The organism is Lactobacillus nasalidis (assembly GCF_016587775.1).
GTDB lineage: Bacteria > Bacillota > Bacilli > Lactobacillales > Lactobacillaceae > Lactobacillus > Lactobacillus nasalidis.
Map to the genome: position 1 here is coordinate 1 of NZ_BOCG01000519.1, position 841 is coordinate 841.

General features: G+C 56.0%; 1 protein-coding gene. It reads left to right on the forward strand.

Annotation, left to right across the window (positions count from 1 at the left end):
- Positions 1 to 31: 31 nt before the first annotated feature.
- Positions 32 to 841, forward strand: an 810-nt coding sequence (purD, locus tag lacNas_RS10160) for a phosphoribosylamine--glycine ligase (protein ID WP_201346826.1), incomplete at its 3' end; no start/stop codon positions are given.

An 841-nucleotide genomic window follows, 5' to 3' on the forward strand; every position in this document is an offset into this window, starting at 1 on the left:
CCGTCACTTTAGACACTAAAAGGCTGATATGATGAAAGACAAGCTTAAAATTTTGGTAATCGGGTCCGGTGGCCGCGAATTCGCGGTTGCCCGTGCCCTGAAGAAGAGCCCGCATGTTGCTGAAGTCTTCTGTGCTCCAGGCAACAGCGGGATGGCCAGCATCGGGGTCAAGGCCCTTGGCATTCCGGAAGACGATTTCAAGGCCCTGAAGGACTTTGCTATTAAGGAAGAAATCGCCTGGACCTTCGTCGGCCCCGAAGATGCCCTGGTGGCCGGGATCGTTGATTATTTCCACGCTTTTGATTTGAAGATCTTTGGGCCGAACGCCAGAGCAGCCCAGCTGGAAGGGTCAAAAGACTACGCCTTGCAGTTCATGGAAAAATACCAGGTGCCGCATCCGCGCTATGAGACTTTCCAGACGGCAGAAGCAGCCATTGCTGCCTTGCCTGACTTTGGCAGCCCGGTCGTTTTGAAAGAAGACGGCTTGGCCGGCGGCAAGGGCGTTGTGATTGCTGAAAGCCGGGAAACGGCCGCGGCGACCTTGCGGGAAATGTTTGCCAAGGGCCAGAAGCAGGTTGTTCTTGAAGAATTCCTGACTGGTCCGGAATACTCAGTTTTCGCGGTCATGCAGAACGGCAACTACCGGCTTTTGCCCCTTGCCCAGGACCACAAACGGGCCTATGATGACGACAAGGGACCAAACACCGGCGGGATGGGCTCCTACAGCCCGGTTCCGCAACTTAGCCCAGAGCAGTACCAGGCCATCGTTGACCAGCTGGTCAAGCCAACGGCCAAGGGTCTGGAAGCAGGCGGCTATGACTACCACGGCGTTTTGTACCTG